Raw genomic sequence first — 15,529 nt, forward strand, 5'->3', positions numbered from 1 at the left:
CTTAATAGTATTGTTTATTGTCGCTTAGAAATTTCATCTCTAATTTTTGCAGCCAACTCATAATCTTCATCTTGAACTGCCTGACCTAACATACGTTGTAACTCTGTTAGAGATAATTCTTTAAAGCTAGTTTCTTCACTTTGTTCTATTTCATCTGCAATCAAATCTTCTACAGAAAAGTCTTCTTCTTGTTCTTCTCTAGGATTAACTTTGAGATATATTCCTGCTTGATCCAAAATATTTTTATAGGTAAAAATAGGTGCATGAAAACGCAATGCCAAAGCAATAGCATCACTAGTTCTAGCATCTATAATTTCTTCTATACCATCACGTTCACAAATAATACTAGAGTAAAATACTCCATCTACTAATTTGTGTATAATCACTTGCTTCACTAAAATCTCAAATCGATCTGCGAAGTTTTTAAATAAATCATGAGTCAAAGGCCTAGGGGGTTTAATTTCTTTTTCTAAGGCTATTGCTATAGATTGAGCTTCAAAAGCTCCTATTACTATAGGCAATTTCCTTTCTCCTTCAACTTCACTTAATATTAGTGCATACGCGCCATTTTGCGTTTGGCTGTATGATATCCCTTTAATGTTCAAACGAACTAAGCTCATAATTTTCTTTAAATATAAAAAGGCTGTTTGAACCATGGACTTTTACCTTAAGTTCAAACAGCCCTAAATATGGGCACAATTTAAAAAAAATTATGCGTTATTTGCTTTAAATTCTTTCAATTTTTCTATTAGTTTTGGAACAACTTCAAAAGCATCTCCTACTATACCATAATCTGCTGCTTTGAAAAACGGAGCTTCTGGATCAGAATTTACTACAACTTTAACTTTACTTGAATTAATTCCTGCCAAATGTTGAATTGCTCCTGAAATTCCAACTGCTATATATAAATTTGTTGCCACAGGTTTTCCTGTCTGCCCTACGTGCTCACTATGAGGTCTCCACCCCATATCACTTACTGGCTTTGAACAAGCTGTAGCAGCTCCTAAGATATCTGCTAGTTCTTCTATCATTCCCCAGTTTTCTGGACCTTTTAATCCTCTACCTCCAGAAACCACTACTTCTGCATCTGCAATGGATACTTTATCTGTTGCTTTATCTACAGCTGTTACTTCTACACCTAAGTTCCCTTCAATAGTTGCTTCAAAAGCTTCACTTGTAGCAGCTCCAGTGTTTTCTTTTAATCCAAAAGCATTACTAGATAACCCGATCACTTTTATATCTGTTGTAATCTCTGTAATATTAAACCCTTTATTTGTGAATGCCATACGTTTCACTTTAAATGGCGCTGTACTTTCTGGTAATGACACTGCATTTGATACATATCCTGCATCTAATTTTACTGCCATCAATGGCGCTAAATATTTACTATCTGCACTTGAACTTACAACAACAACTTTTGCTTCTTCTTTTGCTACAGCTTTAGCCAAAACATCTGCATAAGCTTTGGCATTAAAGTTATTTAAAGCATCATTTTTCACTTCTAAAACTTTATCTACACCATAAGTTCCTAGAGCCGAAGAATCTTCTACATTAATAGCTACTGCTGTTACTGTTGTTCCTAATGATTGCGCAATTTCTTTTGCGTATGAAGCTACTTCAAAAGCAGCCTTTTTTAATTTTCCTCCTTCGCTTTCTGTATATATTAAAACTGACATGTTTTTTATGCTTTTTAAATATTGAGATGTGTTCTCAATGTTTTTTAATTAAAATTTAGATTTACTATATCGATATAGTATTCGTACAAAAAATAAGATTAGCTATTTTTTTAGATTACTTTTGCTTCGTTATGTAATAAATCTACCAACTCATCTATATTGTCTGGAGATACTAATTTAACGTCTCCTTTTGGTGCTGGTTTTTCAAATTGAACACTTTTTGTCGCTTCTGAAGCAGCTGTTGCTTCTACAACCTTTAATGGCTTTTTACGAGCCATCATAATTCCTCTCATATTAGGAATACGAAGATCGCTCTCTTCTACTAATCCCTTTTGTCCACCAATTACTAATGGTAATTTTGTTGCTAAAGTTTCTTTTCCTCCATCAATTTCTCTCACTGCTGTAGCAGCCTCACCTTCAACTTCTAACCCAATACATGTATTAACAAAATTAACATCTAATATTCCTGCTAATAATCCAGGTACCATACCTCCATTATAATCAATAGATTCTCTACCTGCGATTACTAAATCATAACCTCCATCTTTTACTACTTGTGCTAATTGTTTTGCTACAAATAATCCATCTGTTGCTTCTGCATTTACACGAATAGCACTATCAGCCCCAATAGCCAAAGCTTTACGAAGTGTTGGTTCTGTCTCTGCACCACCTACATTTACTACATCTACACTTGCCCCTTGTTTTTCCTTAAACCACATAGCTCGTGTAAGTCCAAACTCATCATTAGGATTTATTACAAATTGAACACCGTTGGTATCAAACTTAGTGTCATTATCTGTAAAATTAATTTTTGACGTTGTATCCGGTACATGACTAATACATACTAATATCTTCATTTTATATGGGTGTTTTTTAAGAATTTAATAATAAGGACGAAAATACAAATAAAATATGTTATTTACTATGCACGCATAATAAATTTTTTAATATTTCTTAGGAATAAAGCAAGTATTAATTGTTACTTTTGCTTCCTTAATTATGTCAAAGATAACTATAAAATAAATGAAAACGATACAATTCAGAGAAGCGATTTGCGAAGCAATGAGCGAAGAAATGCGCAGAGATGAGTCTATCTATTTAATGGGTGAAGAAGTTGCCGAATATAATGGGGCTTACAAGGCTAGTAAAGGAATGTTAGACGAATTTGGCCCTGATCGTGTATTAGATACTCCTATTGCAGAGTTAGGTTTTGCTGGTATAGGTGTAGGTAGTGCAATGAATGGTAATCGTCCTATCATTGAATTTATGACATTTAACTTCTCATTAGTAGGTATTGATCAGATCATTAATAATGCTGCAAAAATGCGTCAAATGAGTGGTGGTCAATTTAATATTCCTATTGTTTTTAGAGGTCCTACTGCTTCTGCTGGTCAATTAGGTGCAACGCACTCTCAAGCTTTTGAAAATTGGTATGCTAATTGCCCAGGTTTAAAAGTTGTTGTTCCTTCTACACCACAAGATGCTAAAGGTTTGTTAAAGTCTGCAATAAGAGATAATGATCCCGTTATTTTTATGGAGAGTGAGCAAATGTATGGTGATAAAGGAGAAGTGCCAGAAGGAGAATACACTATTCCATTAGGTGTTGCTGATATCAAAAGAGAAGGTAGTGATGTTACTATCGTTTCTTTCGGAAAAATCATTAAAGAAGCTTATAAAGCTGCAGATGAATTAGCTAAAGAAAATATTTCTTGTGAGATTATCGATTTAAGAACGGTAAGACCATTAGATTTAGAAGCTATTTTTGCTTCTGTAAAGAAAACTAATAGATTGATTATTCTTGAAGAGGCTTGGCCTTTTGCTAATGTTGCTTCAGAAATAACGTATCAAGTACAATCGAATATTTTTGATTATTTAGATGCACCAATTTTAAAAATTAATACAGCAGATACACCTGCTCCATATTCGGCAGCTCTTTTAAAAGAATGGCTTCCTAATAGTACAGATGTAGTTAATGCTGTTAAAAAAGTAATGTATAAATAGTAATCTTACTATAAATTTAAAAACTTCATTACTCGTAACAATGAAGTTTTTTTTTAGCCCAATATTTTATGAAATATACATTTTTAGGCGTTTTATTCTTTTTAGCTTGTTGCCTTTCATTACAAGCTCAAACTAAGGTTAGCGGGCATGTTTATGATAACAACAATCAACCCGTTCCATTTGCTAATATTGTTTTCACCAATTCTACTATAGGTACCATTACAGACGAAAATGGTAATTTTTATATGGAATCTGACAAAACTTATAAAAGCATAAAAGTTTCATTTTTAGGTTTTACCACAAAAACTATCCCCTTAAAAAAGTCAACAACGTATAATCTTAAAGTTACTCTTGAAGAAGAAGCTAACTCATTAGATCAGGTTTTTATTTATAAAGGTAAAACTTCAAAAAAGAATAATCCTGCTATTGATATCCTTCGTAAAATATGGAAAAACAGACGTCAAAACGGTATTAAAAAATTCAAACAATATCGCTATGATAAATACGAGAAAATTGAGTTTGACTTAAATACTATTGACAGCGCCTTAATCAAAAGTAGAATATTTAAAGGGATGGAGTTTATCTTTAACGAAGTAGATACTTCTAAGATTACAGGTAAAACTTATCTCCCACTCTTCTTGAATGAAGCTATTTCTAAAGTCTATGGTGACAATGAGCTTAAACAAGAAAAAGAAGAATTATTAGGAAATAAAATTTCTGGTTTTAGTAATAATCAAACTCTTATTGCTTTTGTTAAAGATTTATATTCTGATTATAACGTTTATGATAATTATTTAAAGTTTTTTGACAAAAGTTTTACTAGTCCACTTTCACGCACAGGTATCAATGTTTATAATTATGTATTAACAGATAGTGCTTATATTGATAATAAGTGGTGCTACAATATTGTTTATTATCCAAGACGTAAAAATGAACTCACTTTTAAAGGAGATTTCTGGGTTAATGATACTACATGGGCTATTAAAGACATCAACTTAGAAGTTACTAAAAGTGCTAATATCAACTGGGTAAAAGATCTTTATATAGAACAACAATTTGATGTATTAAATGATTCTATATTTTTAATCACCAAAGATTATTTTCAATCAGACTTTTCTTTTAGTAAAAAAGAAAAATCAAGAGGAGTATACGGAAAGCGTACTACTTTATATGACAAATATGAATTTGATATCCCTAAAGATCCTAAGTTCTATAAAAAACGTGTTGATCCTTATGATTATGATGTTTACAATCGAGATGACAAATTCTGGCAAGAAAGTCGTCTTGAAGAGCTAAATAAAGATGAACGCAAGGTTTATAAACTTCTTGATACACTACAAAATGTAAAGGCCTTTAAACGCTTATATAATATAGGTAGTATACTTGCTACAGGTTATATAGAGATGAATAATTTTGATTTTGGTCCACTATTTAATACTGTAGGATATAATAGTATTGAAGGATTTAGGTTAAGATTAGGAGGACGTACTTATTTTACTCGTAATGATCAATGGCGCCTTGAAGGTTATGGGGCATATGGTTTTAAGGATAATAAATTTAAATATGGTCTATCTGGTAAATGGTTACTAGATAGAAAATCTCGATTCATCATTTCTGCCGGTAACCGTAGAGATGTAGAGCAATTGGGAGCTAGTCTTACGAATACTAATGATGTACAAGGACGTAGTCTTGCATCTTCTTCTATCATTTCTACTGGAGATAATAGTAGATTGACCTCTATTAACTTATCAGCTCTTTCATTGCAAATACAACCGTTTAGGAATTTTACTGTTGGAGTAACAGGCTCTTATCGTACTTTAAAAGCTGCTGATCCATCACTATTTAGTCTCGATTTTTATGATCCAGACGATCCTACTCAAATACGCTCAAAAATCAATCAAACCGAAATTGCTGCTAATTTTAAATACACTCCTGGTAGAAAAACTACGGGTTATGGTGTAGATCAAGTTATTGTAAATGACGGTGACTATGCTACATTATTTTTAAATGTAAGTCTTGGTTTACAAGATATTATTGATAGTGATTTTGAATATCAAAAATTACAATTTTACTATCAACAACCGTGGCAAATTGGTGGATTTGGAGTATTGAGAAGTACTCTAGAAGTTGGTAAAACTTATGGAGATGTTCCTCTGGGATTACTTAGTGTTGTTCCTGGTAACCAAACCTATTTATCAATTTCAAATACATTTCCATTATTAAATTTCTACGAATTTGTAACTGATACGTATACCTCATTACATTTAGAACATAATTTTAATGGACGTATTTTCTCTAGAATTCCACTTTTAAGAAAGCTAAATCTTAGAGAATTAGTAGGTATTAGAGGTGTTTGGGGAGAATTATCACAAGATAATATTAATTTAATTCCAGATTCGGCTAGAACTATCAATAGTGATATTCCTCTTGTAGCTCCTAATGATGAAGTATATTGGGAATACAGTTTAGGTGTAGGAAATATTTTTAAAATCTTTAGAATTGATTTCCACTTTAGAGGTAATTATTTTGATAATCCAGATGCCAGAAAATTTGGAGTAACAGGTTCTTTTGGTTTCTATTTCTAAACCAAAATAGTTATAATATACCGATGCCTGCAAGAAATTTCTTGCAGGCATTTTTTGTAATTCCTCTTATTTTATGTTTCATTATTATCAAATTTTTAATCTTTTTATAAAAAATACATCATTTTCTTGCTAAGATTTTCTCTAATGCCCACGAATACCTATATTTGCCGCCCAATTAAAGAAGAGAATTAATATGAGCGCAGCAACTCGCGATAGTTTTGACGTATTAGTCGAAATACCAAAAGGAAGTCGTAATAAATACGAATATGATTTTGACATCAAAAAAATAAGATACGATCGTATGATCTTTTCATCTATGATGTATCCAGCTGATTATGGTTTTATTCCAGAAACTATGGCTTTAGATGGAGATCCTTTAGATGTATTAGTAATCGTTACTGAGCCTACTTTCCCTGGTTGTGTGATCGAAGTAAAACCTATTGGTGTATTCCACATGGCTGACGAAAAAGGTCCAGACGAGAAAATTATTTGTGTACCAGTTTCTGATCCTATTGCAAACCGCATTAGTGATCTTAATGAACTTAATCCTCACTTAATTAAAGAAATTGAGCACTTCTTCCAAGTATATAAAGATCTTGAAAACAAGAAAGTTGATGTAGGTGGATGGGGAGATGTAAGTGAAGCTCGTGAAATCATCAAAGCTTGTGTTAAACGTTTTGAAGAATTAGCTGACAAGCCTAAAGGATTATTTAGTATTTACTAGATTTATTCTTATCTATAAAGATATTCAAGGAGGATTATATAGTATAATCCTCTTTTTTTTGTAACACATTAGCCATAAACATTTTACGGTTTTAATGTGGTTAAAAATTCATAAAACCGTCATGGATTGCTTATAAAACCCCTTCTGATTCCTTGATTTATTATAACAGAAACAACTAATTCACTAATTAACAACACACTACAAAATCTATATTTTTTCACTTATAACTCTTAGTTTATTTAGTTTTATCATTTAAAAAAAACATACAAGTATTCTAAAACAAACTCCCCTCCTTTTCTTTTCCTCTGATTTTCACTACATTTAAGTTCAAAATTAACTTTTAAAACTTTATTTATGGAGTCAAACATGATGTACGCACCAGCGATACTCGCGCTATTCGGTCTCATCTTTATGTGGGTTAAACGATCTTGGATTCTTAAGCAAAATTCTGGAGATGGAAAGATGAAAGAAATATCTTCTCATATCTATGAAGGAGCTCTTGCTTTTCTAAAAGCAGAGTACAAATTACTTACTCTTTTTGTTATAGGAGCTAGTATTGCTTTGGCAGGGATTTCGTTTATTGTTCCTACTACACATATCCTTATTGTTGTAGCTTTTATTTTCGGAGCTATTTTTTCGGCTCTTGCTGGAAATATGGGAATGAAGATCGCTACCCAAACTAATGTACGTACTACACAAGCTGCACGTACAAGCTTACCTGACGCTTTAAAAATTTCTTTTGGCGGAGGTACTGTAATGGGATTAGGTGTTGCTGGATTAGCTGTTTTAGGATTAACTGCTTTCTTTATTTTCTTCTTTCATTTTTTTATGAATGGTACATGGTCTAATACCGACCAAATGACAATAGTTTTAGAAACTTTAGCAGGTTTTTCTTTAGGAGCAGAATCCATTGCATTATTTGCTCGTGTAGGTGGAGGAATTTATACAAAAGCAGCCGATGTGGGTGCAGACTTAGTAGGTAAAGTTGAAGCGGGTATACCAGAGGATGACCCTCGTAACCCTGCTACAATAGCAGATAATGTTGGTGATAATGTTGGTGATGTTGCTGGTATGGGTGCAGATCTGTTTGGTTCTTATGTCGCTACAGTTTTAGCAGCTATGGTTTTGGGTAATTATGTTATTAAAGATATGGGTGGTGACATTACAGCATATGGTTTTAATGGTATTGGTCCTATCTTATTACCGATGGCAATTGCTGGTTTTGGAATTATCATTTCAATTATAGGTACACTTCTAGTTAATATCAGTTCTAATGAGGCAAAAGAAGCTCAAGTACAAGCTGCTTTAAATAAAGGAAATTGGGTTTCTATCATCTTAGTTGCTATTGCTAGTTTTGGATTAGTAAAATGGATGTTACCAGATACTATGTCTATGGAATTCTTTGGTGAAGGACTAAAAGAAATTTCTTCATTAAGAGTATTCTATGCTACTCTTGTAGGTTTAATTGTAGGTGGTGTTATCTCTGCAGTTACAGAGTATTATACAGGATTAGGTAAAAAACCTATCTTACAAATTGTACAAAAATCAAGTACTGGAGCTGGAACAAATATTATAGCAGGTCTTGCTACCGGAATGATTTCTACATTCGCTTCTGTTTTATTATTTGCTATTGCTATCTGGGCATCTTATGCCTTTGCTGGGTTTTATGGTGTGGCATTAGCAGCATCTGCAATGATGGCAACTACAGCTATGCAACTCGCTATTGATGCTTTTGGGCCTATAGCCGATAATGCTGGTGGAATTGCAGAAATGAGTGAATTACCAGATATTGTAAGAGAGCGTACTGATATTTTAGATTCTGTAGGGAATACAACTGCCGCTACAGGAAAAGGATTTGCTATAGCCTCTGCCGCATTAACTTCTCTGGCTTTATTTGCTGCTTATGTAACTTTTACGGGTATAGATGGTATTAATATTTTTAAAGCTCCTGTATTAGCTATGTTATTTATAGGTGGAATGATCCCTGTGGTTTTCTCTGCACTTGCCATGAACTCTGTTGGTAAAGCTGCCATGGAAATGGTTTATGAAGTACGAAGACAGTTTAAAGAAATCGCTGGTATTATGGAAGGTACAGGTAAACCTGAATATGATAAATGTGTTGAGATTTCGACAAAAGCCGCGTTAAAAGAAATGCTGCTTCCTGGATTGTTAACAATCGGATTTCCTATCATAATTGCTTTACTACCAATGGTTTTTGGTTACGACAATAAATTAATTGCAGAAATGTTAGGTGGTTATATGGCAGGAGTTACGGTAAGTGGTGTTTTATGGGCTATTTTTCAAAACAACGCTGGAGGTGCTTGGGATAATGCTAAAAAATCTTTTGAAGCTGGAGTAGAAATTAATGGTGAGATGACTTACAAAGGTTCAGATGCTCATAAAGCTGCTGTCACAGGAGATACTGTAGGAGATCCTTTTAAAGATACTTCTGGACCATCTATGAATATTTTAATAAAACTTACCTGTTTAATAGGCCTTGTTATTGCTCCAATTTTAGGAGGACATTCTACTAACACTACAGACAGTGATGATGCTATAGAACATTCTATTTTAATTGAAAATGATGTTGAATCTGATCAACATCAAACAACTTATGCTGTAGAAAAAATCAAAATACTTAATTAAACATATAGTCTTACGACTATACTACTTTAATAAAAATCTTATTTTAAAACCTCACATTATAGTGAGGTTTTATATATTTAGAGATTCATAATACTATTTTAGCTTGTAATTCATCTCATGTTTAAAAAAGATCCGCTACGAATTAATACTTATCGTTCTTATGGAACAGCTCAACGATTACGTGCTGCTGGTCGTGCTCTTGAAGATGAAAATATTAAACTTACTTCTAACCAAGGTCTTTTAAAAACATTAAAAAACATCTATAAACAATTTGAAAGTGATGAAATTCCTAACTCATCTATTCAATTACAAATTAAAGATGAACTCAAATTCATTGCAGAAACTGATGCCGAAGGTTATTATAAATTTGATGAACAGGTAATTGATCTTAAAAAGTATTGTGATGGTAGTGGTTGGATTTCATATCAAATGTCTTATGATATTTCATCTACACAACGAGAAATCACTTGCAACAATTTGTTTAACGGACAAATGTTGATTCCTTCTCAAGAAGCATCTTATGGTGTTATTAGTGATATCGATGATACCATATTACATACGGGTGTTGTTTCCTTATTCAAGTGGCGTGTTATTTTTAATACTTTTTTTAAAAATTTTGATAAACGTCTTCCTCTAGAAGGCACTGTAGCTTTTTATCAAAAATTACAACACGGAAAAACTAATTTTCCTATCAACCCTATTTTTTATGTTAGCAATAGTCCATGGAATCTATATGATTATCTTACTGCTTTTCTAGAAGAACATCGTTTTCCTAAAGGTCCTATTCTATTACGCGATTTTAGAACTTTTTTTGATAAAACACCAAAACCTAAAATACCACATAAACATTCAGAGATTTATACCATCTTAAAAATGTACCCTTCATTAAATTTTATCCTCATAGGTGATAGTGGAGAAAAAGATGCAGATATTTATACCTCTATAGCACGAGAGTATCCCAATCGAATACTTGCTATTTATTTAAGGAGTGTAAACCATCGTAAACGAGTAGCTCGTATAGAATCTATTATCAAATCATTTAAGATTTGTCCAATATTGTTAGTACATACTTCTGATCAAGCAGTTAAACATGCTCACAAACACGGTTTTATTTCTTAAGACTTCTTACTTCATTAGTTAATAGCGCCATAGCTTCTTGCAATTGTTGTAAACTGGAAGTATTTGTATGTGCATCAATATTAAAACTCAGTTTACTATTTACCTCCCATAATTCTTGAACTTCATGTGCTTCAATAGTTACTGGAGGATATTCTGTATTTAAAGAAATTAAAGTTAGTGTACCATCGTCATTCTTTTTAATTTTTTTGACCAACACACTGTCGACCAAGACTACGACACATATACTCGTGTTACCTATTTCTCTAATATTTGCCAAAGCCTTACCTATAACCCATTCTTTAGGTTCAAAAGCAGGTAACATACTATCACCTTCCACTTGAAATCCTCTATATGTCGCATTTCTATATTCTGGTAAAGGAATATCAAAGGCCGGCAATTCTTGATACCAATCAACATCTTGTATATTATGAGGATAACCAGCTGCTGCCTTAATATTGACCAAAACCATATTTTCGTGATTTTGAGAATCTACTGTAACAACTTTAGGTGCAACATCTACAATTTGCATTTTAATTTCCTTCTGTTGGCTTTCGCCAAAAAGCCATAATGGATTTATTCCATAAACCTGAAGTAACTTAGCTACTACTTTTCCAGAAATTTTTGTTCTTCCGCGTTCAATGTCTGCTGTAGACTTCTTTATTTCCAAAACCTGAGCAAACTCAGCTTGAGTCAAGTGATTTTCTTCACGTATTTGCTTAAAACGCTTAATTATTATTGTACTGCTATCTTCCATATTGATACTTACTATTAGGAATCTTACCATACAAAGATAGCTTATTTAGGAATTTTTCCGAATTAATTAATCAAAAAATTTGCTGAATTGGAATATTTCCATAATTTTGGAAAAAATACAAATCGATATAGTTTAAAAACAATATATATGGCAGCTTCAATTATTTTACGTCAACCAGTAGCAGAAAAAGTAATACGTCATTCGCTTAATAATTCATTTATGGCTATAGATAAATTAGCACAACAACTAACTTCTCGAGGATATCACTTTCATAGAGATCAAAACATAGGTAATTATACTTTTGATTTTTATTGCCCTAAATATAAATTAGCAATAGAGGTTGATACTTATGCACATGAATATGATGATATTTATAACAAGGATGATTTTAAATTTTTAAAAATTCATTCTTTAAATATAACGGTGCTAAGAGTCACAGATTATCAAATTCTTATCGACACAGATGAGATTTTTAGACATATTAAAAGATACACCGATAACTATACTGATACTTCTTACTTAGTATAAAACTCTCCACTTAAAAGAATTATAATAAATATATCGAATAAAATTTAAAAATAAATGTTAAATTTGCGGCTTAACCCATTAACCAAGTTCTATTATGAAAAAAATATTTTTAGGAGTAGCTGCATTAGCATTAGTACTATCTGTAACATCTTGTAGAGAAACTGCTAAGCAAACTGAAGACGCTGCTACAGAGGCTGTAGAAGCAACAAAAGAGGCTGCTGAGAGTGCAAAAGAAGCTGCAACTGAAGCTGTAGAGGCTGCTGAAGGAGCTGTAAAAGATGCAACTGAAGCTGCTGGTGAAGCTGTAGAGGCTGCAGAAGGAGCTGTAAAAGACGCTACTGAAGCTGCTGGTGAAGCAGTTGACGCTGCAAAGAAAGCTGCTGGAGATGCAGTTGATGCAACTAAAGACGCTGCAAAAAACACTGCTGATGGTGCAGTAAAAGAAGCTGAAAAAGCTGTTGATAAGGCTAAAAAAGTGATCAACCAATAATCACTTATTCACCATATTAAAAAGAGATAACTACTATTTAGTTATCTCTTTTTTTATGCAATACTATTATCACCTCCCTATTAAAAGAATCTAGGGGTGATTAATCTGTTATATTTCTTAAATAATTCGAAACGTAAGAAAATCTCATACGTTCCATCATTAAACTCAGTTTTTCCTAATTCTGTAGTTTCTCTATCATAAGCTAATCCTATCAACATAGAATCAGAGATATGAAATCCCAACATTCCTGTAAATGCAGCATCCCATCTATATCCTAAACCTAAGATAAATTTTTCATATAATAATGCATTAGCCGAAAGGTCAACTTGTAAAGGTGCTCCAGATACAGCCTTAACCAAAACTGCTGGTTTTAATTTAACGTCTTCATTTACATCAAACGTATATCCTGCAATTCCATAATAGTTGATACGTTCTTTGGCTATAAAACTAGCAGCATCTTGATTATTTAATGTTGTACTTCTATCATAGTGCTCCGTTTCTAATACATTAGGCGCACTCAATCCTACATACCATTTGTCTGTATGATAATATATCCCTAATCCTATATTAGGATTAAACTTATTATCGATCAAGTTATCAAAAACAACATCTTGTTGGTCCAGTAAACTTAATCTATTAAAATCTACATCTAATAGATTTCCACCAGCTTTTAAACCAAAACTCAATTTTCCATCAATAGAAGTTTGTATAGTGTATGACAAGTCTATATCAATATAAGTCTCTTGTGTAGGTCCAATTTCGTCTCTGATTAATGAAACTCCCAAACCTACTTTATTCTTTCTTCCTATAGGAGTATGTCCAGATAATGTAAACGTACGTGGAGCGCCTTCTAATCCTACCCATTGGCTACGATGTAATCCTGTAACACTAAACACACCTCTACTTCCTGCATAAGCTGGATTGATACTTATGGTATTATACATATATTGCGTATACTGAGCATCTTGCTGAGCGTAGGTTTGAATTACATTACATAAACTTATTCCAACAATGAATTTTAAAAGATATTTTAGCTTCATGTATAATGAAAATAATAGGGGTTATCTGTTTAATAAAGAATTATCTTTTATACTAGATAAAATCTTTTATCCAAAATAAGGATTCTTTCTTTAAAAAAACTAGTATTACCGACAAAACACTTAAAAAAAGTAAAATTTAACAACCCTGTAATACTAATCTTACTCAATCATCATATCATCCATTCAACTTTATCTTCTAATGCACTTCTTTTTCCTTCATGAAGTTGAGTTGTATCATAATTTCCCATATATAAAAAACCTAAACAACGTTCATGCTCATTTAGGTTAAAAAACTCATCCATATACTTAATTAATCCAGGACTACTCCAATAACACCCAACATCATTTGCAGTACACGTAAGCCACATGTTTTGAACAGCCATGGCTGTAGCAGCTATTTCTTCCCATTCTGGTACTCTTTCTTTAGGATCTTTTTGCATACATATAGCTATTATTGCTCCAGAAGAATTACAATTATTTTGTATTTTTTGATATTTAGCTTCAGAGAATTTATCTTCACTTGTTACAGTTTTGTATTTATGTGCCAAAAAGAGTCCTAATTCTTTTTTTTGCTCATTCATTATAACTTTAAAACGCCATGGTTCTGTCAATCGATGTGTTGGTGCCCAGCTAGCGTTTTCTAGTAGTGTTTGTATAAATTCTTTAGCAATAGGACTATCATTATATTGTATAGGATAAATAGATCTTCTCTTTTTTATCAGTTCGTTAATTGTCATTAAGTTATATTTTTATTTTCTTGTAATTACTTACTATAAACTTGCGACTAAAGTACAACTAATACCAAAAATTATTTTGTTTTTGCAATCTCGATCTTCAAAAAAAGAACAGTTAGATAATTTATCACTCTCAGGAGTTTCTCTTATTCGAACTTTGCAAAGTTTAAAATTCATCAATACCTTTTTTGGTACTCACTCACAATTAAAAACTGCCGTTTATAATTTTTGTAAACTATATCCTCGACACACTCCTATTCGTATAGTTGATTTAGGTTGTGGAGGTGGCGATAGTCTTTTTGCTGTTGCAACATATTTAGAAAAAAAAGGAATTCAAGCAACTTTTATAGGTATCGATGGTAATACTAATAGTATACATCATGCACAGCAACAAGCAACATCTTCTACTATTACATTTTTGACAGCTGATATTTTGGATCCCAATTTTTCTTTACCAGAGTGTGATCTTCTTATTAGTAGTCACTTTATTTACCATTTTGAAAATTCGGCTTTAATTACTTTTATCCAACAGTTAAAAAAAACTACTATTACTCATCTAATTTTTAGTGAACTTAGACGTAGTTATATTAGCTATAGACTTTTTCAATTTTTAAGCCCTATTTTACCTATTTCTCAAATGGCAAAAGCAGATGGTTTATTAGCACTACAACGCACTTTTTCTATGAGTGAATTACATTCCATTATTAACTCTAGTAATGTTACTCAGTTTTCTTTAAAAAAACGTCCTTGGTTTAGAATGTTAGCTTTTATCAAATTATAATATCCTTAATAATTATGAAAAAATTCTTATCTCAAAGTTTATTAAAATTAAAACAAACTCCATCGTCTTTACTATTCACCTATATCGTCGTTTACTTTTTATGGGGACTAGGTATGAATCGTTTTGGTGCCGAAGTTGAAATAGCTAAGTTCACTTATTGGTGGCAAGTCATTACTTGTTATATTTTATATATGATTCCTATTTCTTTGTTACTCAAAGATTATAACTTTTTCAATCAATATGCATATGGCTTAGTCGCTATGGGAATTCTAGAATTTCTAGGTTATGCCTTGCAAACTTCTTATGCATATCCTAATAATATTTTAGATCATTTTTTTAATATTAGAAATTTCAGTTTAGGAATGGCTCTCTTTTTTGCGCTGTATTTTCCTATAGGCAATTGGGGAGTACAAAAAATACATGCACTTATATTTAAAAAATAAAGGAGGTA

15 protein-coding genes are annotated in these 15,529 nt (G+C 32.1%); 9 read left to right on the forward strand and 6 right to left on the reverse strand.

The genetic code is table 11. The features are described 5' to 3' along the window. Window positions 1-14: 14 nt before the first annotated feature. The 3 genes from ACYEKI_RS08440 to ACYEKI_RS08450 all read right to left on the reverse strand — a co-directional run bounded on the left by ACYEKI_RS08440 (window position 15) and on the right by ACYEKI_RS08450 (window position 2,533). Window positions 15-620: a bifunctional nuclease family protein gene (locus tag ACYEKI_RS08440; RefSeq protein WP_459210740.1), complete on the reverse strand. Its 606-nt coding sequence runs from the start codon at window positions 618-620 to the stop codon at window positions 15-17. Between the two features lie 90 nt (window positions 621-710). Next, window positions 711-1,676, reverse strand: a complete 966-nt coding sequence (locus ACYEKI_RS08445; protein ID WP_459210741.1) for an electron transfer flavoprotein subunit alpha/FixB family protein — start codon at window positions 1,674-1,676, stop codon at window positions 711-713. A 110-nt stretch (window positions 1,677-1,786) separates the two neighbouring features. Then, entirely contained in the window at window positions 1,787-2,533 is a 747-nt protein-coding gene (locus tag ACYEKI_RS08450) for an electron transfer flavoprotein subunit beta/FixA family protein (RefSeq protein ID WP_459210742.1), read from the reverse strand. A 166-nt stretch (window positions 2,534-2,699) separates the two neighbouring features. On the opposite strand from ACYEKI_RS08450, the gene ACYEKI_RS08455 reads away from it, so the two are divergent. From ACYEKI_RS08455 to ACYEKI_RS08475, 5 genes are all read left to right on the forward strand, one after another. Continuing rightward, a complete protein-coding gene (locus ACYEKI_RS08455; RefSeq protein WP_459210743.1) occupies window positions 2,700-3,677 on the forward strand; it encodes a pyruvate dehydrogenase complex E1 component subunit beta in 978 nt (325 codons plus the stop codon). 68 nt (window positions 3,678-3,745) lie between these two features. Further along, complete coding sequence (locus ACYEKI_RS08460) at window positions 3,746-6,262, forward strand: DUF5686 and carboxypeptidase-like regulatory domain-containing protein (protein WP_459210744.1); 2,517 nt, start codon at window positions 3,746-3,748, stop codon at window positions 6,260-6,262. A gap of 193 nt (window positions 6,263-6,455) precedes the next feature. Further along, window positions 6,456-6,986, forward strand: a complete 531-nt coding sequence (locus tag ACYEKI_RS08465; protein ID WP_459210745.1) for an inorganic diphosphatase — start codon at window positions 6,456-6,458, stop codon at window positions 6,984-6,986. Between the two features lie 354 nt (window positions 6,987-7,340). Continuing rightward, window positions 7,341-9,632, forward strand: coding sequence for a sodium-translocating pyrophosphatase (locus ACYEKI_RS08470; RefSeq protein WP_459210746.1), 2,292 nt, complete (start codon window positions 7,341-7,343; stop codon window positions 9,630-9,632). A gap of 117 nt (window positions 9,633-9,749) precedes the next feature. Further along, entirely contained in the window at window positions 9,750-10,751 is a 1,002-nt protein-coding gene (locus ACYEKI_RS08475) for an App1 family protein (protein WP_459210747.1), read from the forward strand. Here ACYEKI_RS08475 and ACYEKI_RS08480 read toward each other — a convergent pair. Continuing rightward, a complete protein-coding gene (locus ACYEKI_RS08480; RefSeq protein ID WP_459210748.1) occupies window positions 10,741-11,535 on the reverse strand; it encodes an XRE family transcriptional regulator in 795 nt (264 codons plus the stop codon). The two genes, ACYEKI_RS08475 and ACYEKI_RS08480, sit on opposite strands and share 11 nt — an antisense overlap. A 117-nt stretch (window positions 11,536-11,652) precedes the next feature. Between ACYEKI_RS08480 and ACYEKI_RS08485 the strand changes: the two genes are divergently transcribed. Next, window positions 11,653-12,033, forward strand: coding sequence for an endonuclease domain-containing protein (locus ACYEKI_RS08485; RefSeq protein ID WP_459210749.1), 381 nt, complete (start codon window positions 11,653-11,655; stop codon window positions 12,031-12,033). A 94-nt stretch (window positions 12,034-12,127) separates the two neighbouring features. Next, window positions 12,128-12,523 (forward strand): hypothetical protein, encoded by a 396-nt coding sequence (locus ACYEKI_RS08490; protein ID WP_459210750.1) that lies wholly within the window; start codon window positions 12,128-12,130, stop codon window positions 12,521-12,523. Window positions 12,524-12,603: 80 nt separating this feature from the next. Here ACYEKI_RS08490 and ACYEKI_RS08495 read toward each other — a convergent pair whose 3' ends face one another. Together ACYEKI_RS08495 and ACYEKI_RS08500 are read right to left on the reverse strand one after the other, a co-directional pair. Then, the gene (locus tag ACYEKI_RS08495; RefSeq protein WP_459210751.1) at window positions 12,604-13,563 is read right to left on the reverse strand and encodes a PorP/SprF family type IX secretion system membrane protein; all 960 of its coding nucleotides are present in this window, start codon (window positions 13,561-13,563) and stop codon (window positions 12,604-12,606) included. Between the two features lie 170 nt (window positions 13,564-13,733). Further along, window positions 13,734-14,300 (reverse strand): nitroreductase family protein, encoded by a 567-nt coding sequence (locus ACYEKI_RS08500; protein ID WP_459210752.1) that lies wholly within the window; start codon window positions 14,298-14,300, stop codon window positions 13,734-13,736. Between the two features lie 82 nt (window positions 14,301-14,382). Here ACYEKI_RS08500 and ACYEKI_RS08505 point away from each other — a divergent pair, with 82 nt between their 5' ends. Next, window positions 14,383-15,078, forward strand: a complete 696-nt coding sequence (locus ACYEKI_RS08505) for a methyltransferase domain-containing protein (RefSeq protein ID WP_459210753.1) — start codon at window positions 14,383-14,385, stop codon at window positions 15,076-15,078. A 14-nt stretch (window positions 15,079-15,092) separates the two neighbouring features. Then, window positions 15,093-15,521, forward strand: a complete 429-nt coding sequence (locus tag ACYEKI_RS08510; protein ID WP_459210754.1) for a hypothetical protein — start codon at window positions 15,093-15,095, stop codon at window positions 15,519-15,521. The last annotated feature ends 8 nt before the right edge of the window (window positions 15,522-15,529 follow it).

Origin of the sequence: Aquimarina rhabdastrellae, assembly GCA_947387485.1 — a bacterium.
GTDB lineage: Bacteria > Bacteroidota > Bacteroidia > Flavobacteriales > Flavobacteriaceae > Aquimarina.

Coding starts and splice junctions, on each gene's coding strand:
- ACYEKI_RS08485 (WP_459210749.1), top strand. CDS start 11,653: ATGGCAGCTTCAATTATTTTACGTCAACCAGTAGCAGAAAAAGTAATA.
- ACYEKI_RS08480 (WP_459210748.1), bottom strand. CDS start 11,535: ATGGTAAGATTCCTAATAGTAAGTATCAATATGGAAGATAGCAGTACA.
- ACYEKI_RS08445 (WP_459210741.1), bottom strand. CDS start 1,676: ATGTCAGTTTTAATATATACAGAAAGCGAAGGAGGAAAATTAAAAAAG.
- ACYEKI_RS08465 (WP_459210745.1), top strand. CDS start 6,456: ATGAGCGCAGCAACTCGCGATAGTTTTGACGTATTAGTCGAAATACCA.
- ACYEKI_RS08475 (WP_459210747.1), top strand. CDS start 9,750: ATGTTTAAAAAAGATCCGCTACGAATTAATACTTATCGTTCTTATGGA.
- ACYEKI_RS08440 (WP_459210740.1), bottom strand. CDS start 620: ATGAGCTTAGTTCGTTTGAACATTAAAGGGATATCATACAGCCAAACG.
- ACYEKI_RS08500 (WP_459210752.1), bottom strand. CDS start 14,300: ATGACAATTAACGAACTGATAAAAAAGAGAAGATCTATTTATCCTATA.
- ACYEKI_RS08470 (WP_459210746.1), top strand. CDS start 7,341: ATGGAGTCAAACATGATGTACGCACCAGCGATACTCGCGCTATTCGGT.
- ACYEKI_RS08450 (WP_459210742.1), bottom strand. CDS start 2,533: ATGAAGATATTAGTATGTATTAGTCATGTACCGGATACAACGTCAAAA.
- ACYEKI_RS08490 (WP_459210750.1), top strand. CDS start 12,128: ATGAAAAAAATATTTTTAGGAGTAGCTGCATTAGCATTAGTACTATCT.
- ACYEKI_RS08455 (WP_459210743.1), top strand. CDS start 2,700: ATGAAAACGATACAATTCAGAGAAGCGATTTGCGAAGCAATGAGCGAA.
- ACYEKI_RS08510 (WP_459210754.1), top strand. CDS start 15,093: ATGAAAAAATTCTTATCTCAAAGTTTATTAAAATTAAAACAAACTCCA.
- ACYEKI_RS08460 (WP_459210744.1), top strand. CDS start 3,746: ATGAAATATACATTTTTAGGCGTTTTATTCTTTTTAGCTTGTTGCCTT.
- ACYEKI_RS08495 (WP_459210751.1), bottom strand. CDS start 13,563: ATGAAGCTAAAATATCTTTTAAAATTCATTGTTGGAATAAGTTTATGT.